The 8,751-nt window shown below is 33.8% G+C and carries 6 protein-coding genes; all 6 read left to right on the forward strand.

Annotation, left to right across the window (positions count from 1 at the left end; all coding sequences use genetic code 11):
- On the forward strand, positions 1-1,569 hold a 1,569-nt coding region (locus LS81_RS09865; RefSeq protein ID WP_138069916.1), incomplete at its 5' end, for a hypothetical protein.
- A gap of 640 nt (positions 1,570-2,209) precedes the next feature.
- Positions 2,210-2,359 (forward strand): hypothetical protein, encoded by a 150-nt coding sequence (locus LS81_RS09875; protein WP_237022226.1) that lies wholly within the window; start codon positions 2,210-2,212, stop codon positions 2,357-2,359.
- A complete protein-coding gene (locus LS81_RS09880) occupies positions 2,359-3,120 on the forward strand; it encodes a T6SS effector amidase Tae4 family protein (RefSeq protein ID WP_034344488.1) in 762 nt (253 codons plus the stop codon). The genes LS81_RS09875 and LS81_RS09880 overlap by 1 nt, the downstream gene beginning before the upstream one ends.
- On the forward strand, positions 3,117-3,518 hold the full coding sequence (locus tag LS81_RS11530; RefSeq protein WP_034344490.1) for a hypothetical protein: 402 nt from the start codon (positions 3,117-3,119) through the stop codon (positions 3,516-3,518). Before LS81_RS09880 ends, LS81_RS11530 begins: the two co-directional genes overlap by 4 nt.
- Before the next feature lie 187 nt (positions 3,519-3,705).
- Positions 3,706-7,590 (forward strand): hypothetical protein, encoded by a 3,885-nt coding sequence (locus LS81_RS09890; protein ID WP_034344493.1) that lies wholly within the window; start codon positions 3,706-3,708, stop codon positions 7,588-7,590.
- A gap of 27 nt (positions 7,591-7,617) precedes the next feature.
- On the forward strand, positions 7,618-8,751 hold a 1,134-nt coding region (locus LS81_RS09895; protein ID WP_138069917.1), incomplete at its 3' end, for a hypothetical protein.

Below are 8,751 nucleotides of genomic sequence, written 5' to 3' on the forward strand. Positions count from 1 at the left end.
GATAAAGGATTTCCTATTATTTGCACTCCTAAAGAAAATACTTTTAAGATAAATGCTCCAGCTCCTAGTAATGCAAGGGCACAAAGTAAAGAAGCTTTAGAATCTAGCATATCATTTAGCAAACCATTCCTAAGACTGCATTATAAAAGCCACTCCTATCAAAAAGACAATCTTCCCATATATAGAGTAAAGTGCAATGATAGCATTATGGAATCTAGTAATGACACTCCACTAGATTCACTAAGTATAGATATAGCTAAAGATACCAAAGAGCTAAGTGATACAAGTAATCTTAGCTCTAGCTTACAAGATATACTCTCTAGCATATATACTAGCCTAAAAGATACTTATACCAAAGGCTATAAGTATCACTATCTATCCTTACAACTAGATTCTAATGCCCTTATTCTCATACTCCTTATCCCTCAAACAATTCCTAAAGTCTTTAAAGAAGTGTATAAGAACTATGAATACAAAGACTATGGCATAGGAAACTATCACTATCTCTATGACTACTGCACACACATAATGCTAGATATACAAGACTATACACAAGTAGGATTAGCTCACAATCCTAGTAATGCCACTATCCTCACACTCCACACACCCTATAAAGCACAAAGACTAGAATTACAATTAGCCAATGGATTAGATTCTATACTAGAATCTAAGGATAGAGAACAAAACTTAGATTCTCTACTCACACTTAAGATTATCAATGGAGGATATAAAGAGAAGTATTGGAGCTTTGGGGAGGAGGTGGAGGAAGAGACAGAAGAGAAAATAGATATATCACAAGGCATTCTTATAGCGAGTAATGATGATACTTTGGCTTATGAATTGGCGTTTGGGGAAAGAAATGATACAATCCAAATATTCAATAAAAAAGGAATCTATCTCTTTAGTATAGAGAGAAAAGGAATAACAGAAACTAGGCTTACTGTAAGACAGCTTTATAACAAAGGGATTCAATGGTTTGAAAGCAGTGCAGAGAATTATCATAAACTTTTAGATGTGAATCCTGATTTACAAGATAAAACAAAATGTAAGGGGCTAGGTGTATTATACTTCACTTGGAGGGATATTGTGGAGTTTGCGGAAGTGGATAGATTTAGCTCATCTTTTCAGAGTGGTGGCAGTGGCGATTGGAAGCAATCTCCCAAAGGTGCTAGAGGCTTTATTCTCGTCTCAATGGAGGGGATTCCATATTGGGCTGATGCAGTGGGGCAGATACCCTATGCTATTGGAGTGTATAGGAATCTCTTGTCTTATGCTGGACCCAAAGACGCAAAACGAGGAGTTATAGACAATAAATATTATTTTTATGACGGCGACCCCATTAAAGGAAAAATGAGACAAATAGGTATTTTATCAATTCCAAAAGATGAACTTGCCGATAATTATGATAATAAAATGGTAGATAGAGGCTTAAATTTTGCTATAAGAAAATATAAAATAAAAGAAAAAAGAGTGTATCCCACTCATAACGACTGGATTTTTATAGATTTAAAGCCCAATCCTTCTTTATTAGCATTAGATTCTGATGGAAGAGAAGTTTATGCTTGGTAGGCGTGTATATTTATTTGTATTTTTAATTTTTGTTAATTTTGTTGTGGGCTTATTGGTTGCGGATTATGGCATTAAACTGCTGAACTTTATAGCCCTTGAATTGTTTAACAAGAAAGATTTTTATGTGTTTGATACCAGATATGGTGGGTTTGGTATATTTATACAGTACTCAATCACAACAGCATTTTGTTTTCTTCTTGTATATAGCTTCTTTTGTTATTTGCTATACAGCAAATATCAAGGCATAAATTTTCTTTTGATTATTTTTACTATTTTTATAATCTATTTCTTTCTTTTTTGTTTATTTTTTCAGAGACATAGACTTTTCAGTTTTCTAATACATTTTACACCTTTTTGCTTGATGTATATTGAGATTATTTTGCTGTATCGAATTAAAAACAAATAAGGTAAGAGAATGATTGGGAAACATAAGGGCTATATAGGCAAGGTGTTGGATTTGGGGAGGAAATAGAGGAATACACAAGCAAATCTCTTACATACAAATACAGAAAGCAAAGAGTCTAAAGAAACACAAGAGAAACAAGACAAAGAGAAACAAGAGAAAGAAATATTAGAGATATATTTTAGTTATGGTGATGATACGACAAGATTGCAAGGAGATTCAAGACACACACAAGATGTGAATTTGCATATAAAAACACAAGGGTATAGCAATGGGGAGGAGATACATACAACATTGGAGATTCAAGGGAAAAAGCTTAGTGTAAGTGGCATAATACAAGATAATCAAGCTATAATTATGAATGTGTTAAGCTCAAAGGATAAGTGATGTTAGATACAAATGTGTGTAGAGTAAAATGTGGTGATAAAGAGATAACAATTAGGATTCAAAGACCAGATTTTGTAAGTGTAGAAAGTGCGTATAGGGAGATAAATATAGTTGGACGCATAGAAGCAGAAGAAGCGTATAAGAAACATTATGCTGAAACAGGTAATAAAGAGGAATCTGACGAAATATACTCTTTAACTTTAATTAAAAAGAAATATGAAACGGTAGGTGGAAATGCTTACGCACAATTCATAAGTGATATGGATAAATATTACAACACCTGTGCCTTGCGTATTAGCTATGCCTTGAATTATAGCACCCACCCTATTAAAAATATGAAAAAGCAAGTTGTAGGCAGAGGCTACAAAGGTAAAGATAACCACACTTACTATTTGGGTGTATTTGACATTATCGAACTTCTAAAATTAAATTGGAAAGCGTTATCTTGGACTAAATCCACTTATAATCAAGTAAAAGACAAGATTCAATGTGGTTGCTCTGAGGATTTTTACCACAATATGACCTCAAAAGCTGAAAATCAAAAGTTTTTTAAAGAATTGCAATCCATTAAAAGAAAAGGCATTGTAGCAATGATTGGCACAGATGGGCTACGACACACAACCCTATGGAATGGAAATAATTTTGTTGATGTGGAAATGAATAAGGAGGTTGGCATACCTCTTTTTGGTTATGATTATCTTAATGATCCATTAGGGAAATATCCGTTTGTATCAAATTTTTATTTTTGGGAGTTAAAATGACGAAGGTTATATATGGGGTTATTTTTTTGACATATATTAGCCAAGCATCTGATGCGTTAACCCTTATACAGCTGTTGATAGAAGAAAATTATACACAAGAGGTTAAAGAGCGATACTATCGGCAAGAAGCTAGGAAATATTACAAAGTGTGGGGATTTGACTATTGTTTGAATTATACAAAAGGGTTGTCTAATAATCACGCCAATAGGTCTGATTCATACGCCAGAGAGCTTGTGTTAGAAGTCGGTGGGAAGCAAGCAGTAGCCGAACTTAAAAAGTTTATTGAGCCTAGAAAAAAAGATTCTAGCCTAACTTACTGCCTAGAACTCTATGAATCCAAAGAATACCAAGAAGAAGTAGAACGCATAGTTAAGAAATATTGTAAGGAATGTGAGTAAAATAAGTCTTAAAGATTCTAAAATTATGAGAACTAAACAAGAAAATATTGATTTTTACGACAATGAATTGTAAAGTTGACTAAAAGTGAGTTGGGAAAATACAAAAAACATCAACCAAAATATGAGGGGGGATGATAAATAAAAAGGTTTATGGTAGAATAAATTTTTAGGCAAAAAGGGTAACTACATGATAATTTCAAACAAAGAAGAATTATTACAAGAAATTGATAATCTGTTAGGCTTAAAGGCACATAAAACAATAGAACGTATCATATTTCTTTGTCCAAATATGAATGCAAGTCTCATTACGCATGATAACCAATCACCACAAAATCTAGGGCAAGAAATTCTAAAAAAACTACAACAAACACGAAATAATACGACAATTCACAGCTTTGAGGCATTAAGTCAAGAACAAATCTTGGGTACAAAACAACCTTACAGCCTACCCAAACATATTACCATAGAGACATATCATAATGATAACATCATCAAAACCCTATTAGATTCTATTAAAGAATCTGCAAAGATTGACACAACTAAACAATATCAAAACCTAGAAGCTATGCTTGATGACATCAAGTCTGAAAATATAGATAAGATTTCTCTAAAAAAAGCTAAAGATGCAGTAATAAAACATATTGGGGAATTACTCATAGAATCTAACTTGTTTGCAGAGATGATGAAGGCAGATGCTAAAGTAAATATTGAGCAACTTTTTAACAAACTAGAGCAGTATATCAAACAAGCTATAGAGGATAAGAATAAAGATTATTATAAAAATATCATAAAAACAATCTTTAATGTGATTCTTGCTATTGCTACAGGTGGAGGTGCAGTAATCATATTGCTAGGTATATCTGCAGTATTGCTTTCATCACTTATGGACTCTCAAGATGCTCAAAATAATAAATATAGCTATATCAAAAATCCAATCATAGAGTTTCTTGCCACCGAGTTAGCAATGTATGTACAGCTTGCAAACACACAACTACTCTCTTGTATGTTGATTGTAGAAAGCACACAAGAGACAGGCAAGAAAAAAATAGAATTTCTTGACTTATCAGGCTTTAATCTTTATTTGAAAGATACATTATTGTCGTGTTCTCAATCTATCGCTCTCAAGGGTGAGCTTATGCTTGATAGCCCTATGATAGATATTCCAAACCTATTAGCTCAAAAAGCAATTACTCTACCCACAACACAGCACAATAGCATAAAAGCTCAAATGCTCCACATACACCAAAATAAAACAAAACAACAAAATATCAAAGACACATCTCTTCTTGCAAATATGCTCCAAGCAGTGCGATACTTCAACCACCTTGCCTATATAGAATCTCCACATTTTAACTCTGCCTTATTGGCTGAAATTTGTGCTGACAAAAACGCACAATACCCCAATAACCACACTACAAATATGGCAAAAAATTATCTTATAATCACCAATGCCCCAAGCAAATATAATGCAAAGCTTACAGAGACTATTACCCAACATATCATTGGCAATACAATCAAAGACGATATAAACAATCGCACCAAACAAGAGCTTATTCTCTCAAGAGGGGACAAAAACAAAAGTTACAACACCACAAGAGATTACAGCACATATAGAATAGAAATCAATAAAAAAGATGATGAAGCTTATATGGTGCAGCTTTCACCATTTGTGAGGGTGGATAGTAGTTGGTATAATACCGATATATATAAGCAAGTAGAAAAATCACTTCAGGTAACAACACAACGTTATCACGATAGCGTTATTTCAAGTTTTTCTGGGGTCGGCAGTACAGCACACTCTCGTTCAATGTATAAACAAGAAACTCAATTAAATGACATAAAAAAATACTATGGTATGGATTATATAGACCAATTCTTTAAGACACCTAAAGAGATTGAGGACATTATTAAAAAAGAAGAGCAAACAGCTAAAGATTTTCTTACTCAATTACGATATTTTCATAATAGCAATAAAAACTTAGATAATTCTTTATTAGCGATTTTCGCACTTTTTTATGGACTCTATGTGTTTAAGATACACTTTCCAAGCTTTGAGTTAAAAAGTGAAATCAAGGGTTATCACCCCTATTTGCAAATCTCTTGTTTAGGGGAAAAGTGGAGTTTCACTGCAATTAAAATGGCTAACAACTCCAGACAATATACATCAACACAACAAGGAAATATTACAATAATGCAAAAACTGCAAGAACAATTATTATTGCAAACTACACACCCAAAAAAGACAGATCCTAGCAAAGATTTTTTAGCCTATCTTAAAGAGTTTATGGATACTGATATTGCTAGTAGCGATGCAAAGGCATTTGATGATGAAATAAAAAAGGAAATAGGGATTGATAAAGAACTAGAGCAAGAGTTAGCACAAATCAAAAATTATGGAGAAAAATATGCAAAGATTGTAGAGCGAGAACGCACACAAGAAGTATTTTATAACTCACTCTATAAGATATTAGGCATAATATGCCCCTTTATGAATTTTGCTCATGAAAATATGATTGATGCGACAAAGCATTGCCTTGTGATTTTTATCAACGCTATTGAACATCTAAACAAAACTCAAAACTTAAAACTTGCTTTGCATGAGACATTGCTTACAGAAATAGGAGGAGTTTTATTCTTATCATATCCTACAACTATACGCGTGCATATTGAGATTGATGGAGGCGTTCAAGACACATCAAAACAATTGAATAACAAAGTAGATATTACAAATAAGATAAAAGCAAAACTCACAGAGTCATTAAAGCAAAAAAACAGAGAGCAAATACAAAATTTCCTCAAGGGTTTTGCCCAAATGGAGCTAAGACGCACAAAAGGACAAATAGCACATTTTGAGGCAAAAACTGCTTTTATTCTTGATAGTATTGATAAAGACGCGAAAACACTCAAATTAACAGCTATCAAAGAAAAGCTAAAGCAAACTATGAGCTCACCCAAAGATAAAGCATTGATTGACAAAATTTGCTTTACCTATGGCAGTGGCAAGGCACAATCACACCTTATAGGCAAACTTCAAGCGCGAGAGATATTCTCCCAAGTGAAGCAATTTTATCGCAATAAGGTTTTCTATACATTAAAAATTAATTCTAGTGCAGCTTTAGCAGGGATAGCATTGGATATTGTGCTAGAATATTATTTTAGCACCAATTATGAGGCATATGCAAGGGAGTATGATAGCATTATGCACAAACGCTATACATTCTATTATGATTTGCCCTATGCCTTAAAAAGAGTAGAGAGTCTCCTAGAGCTTGATGCCCAAAATCAAGCCATCAAAAAAGACAGAGAACTCACCTACTATCCTATGTTAGTGCATTCCAAATTTATGTCTTTTGATTTGCAATCGATGATATATGGCACAGAGCTTTGCACAGGTGGGCTGACACATCATATAGGACTAGCCCATCACTTAAAACAAAACAACAGCAATGTCTTACAAGAATTCTTACTTACAAAGCTTCTAGCCTATCTCATTATTGATGAAAAGCGAGAGGCAAAAACTAGAGAAGACTATGAGACACACTATAATAAACAAGTGCCAGATTATACATTCTTTCATCATAAGAGTGTAGATAGCAAAGGCATCATCACAAACACAACAAGCCATATATCCCTCAATGATATACGTAAATACCAAGTGCCAGAGGAGAGTAGTTTGTATCAAGAATTTAAGGAAAGAGAAAGAAAAGGGGAGACATCAGCCATTGATGCCTATAATGAAGCCTTAGAAATCTTAGCAGAGTATAAAGACTACTTTTTTACCAGCACTCCAAAGAAAAATGACCAAGGTAAGATATTAAGCTACAAAGATGATAAAAATAAAGCAAGGAGATTATTGCAATGCCTTAATACCATAGGGCAGAATAATATTAGAGCTTTATATGTGGGGGTGAATGATGATAGTAAAGCTGATGAGCCACCAACACCTACTATTATGGGAGCAAACAATGACGAAGAAGAAAAAGAGCAATCACAAGAAGACAAGAAACGTCCCAAATTCATAGGGCGTCTAGCCACGACTATCATTATAGAAGATGGCTTATGGTTAGGATAGATTTTTAAATAAGATTAAGGAGAAATAATGAGTGAGACATATCAGATTACTACACCTAATGGACTTATTTTGCAAGTTGATAAAGGCACAAATAAGATTCATTTTGTAAAAAACAAGGTAGAAACAGGCAAATACACAGAGGAATATTCTAAAGCCTTGTTGCAGGCTTGGCAGATAATGGAAGAAGCAAAGAAACAATATAAACCCCTCTACCTAGACCCAACCCTTAAAACAAATCCAAACCATTTTAAAGAATTTCAAAGCTTTCGTAATCTCTATCTTAAAGACCCTATAAAAAAAGTCATAGCTCCTTGGACTAAAAAAGAAAAAGCCTATTATGAATCTTTACAAACCAAAAGAGAGCGATACCAATACCTAGTGATTAGAAGTGGATTACGAAGTGCAGTCATAGATATACCCTTTGATGCTATTGGTGGTGTAGATGAGAGGGGTAGAGTAATAAATCCAGAATATGAAGACATCTTTTATCAAGTAGATAGGAATAAAGATACATTAAAATCTGAATTCTTTGCTACAGAATGGGGCATAGCTGCAGGGATACTAGGGAATCCAGAATATTTTGCTTCAGATTTGACAGGTTTTACCGCACGATATGTGCAATCTACAATACTCTATATACAGCTTAATCCAAAAATAGATTATAGAGGCATATTAAAAATCATAGAAATATATGGAAAGGATTATGTGGGGAGTTTTAGGACTTTTAAATCAGGATTACGTAAAAACCCCTTACGCCAACAACAGCTCATAGCCCTAGCTAAGAGCATAAAGCCTGATAGATTTGGTATGCTCCCATACATAGATGAGATAATGGGAGTAGATTGGGTGATGGATTTGAATATGCTATATGGGTATTCTGTGGATGCAGATGGATGGACAATAGAAAGATGTATTAAAGAAATAGATGAAGGTAAGTTCCTAGACCCTAGAGACCCTAAATCCACAAAGCAAACACGATTAGAGTTTAAAGAAAGAATTAGAACAATACGCTTTAGACGATATGATACTGACTTACCAAATGATTGGACACAAAAACAGGTAGATTTATATATAGATTCTATGCTTTTAGAAGCTAAGATTATGGCAGCAACTCCCCCTCAAGGCTATCCTAATGCACCTACTTACTATATACCAGAGTAT

This window comes from Helicobacter trogontum (assembly GCF_000765905.2).
In the GTDB taxonomy this organism is placed as follows: Bacteria; Campylobacterota; Campylobacteria; order Campylobacterales; family Helicobacteraceae; genus Helicobacter_A; species Helicobacter_A trogontum.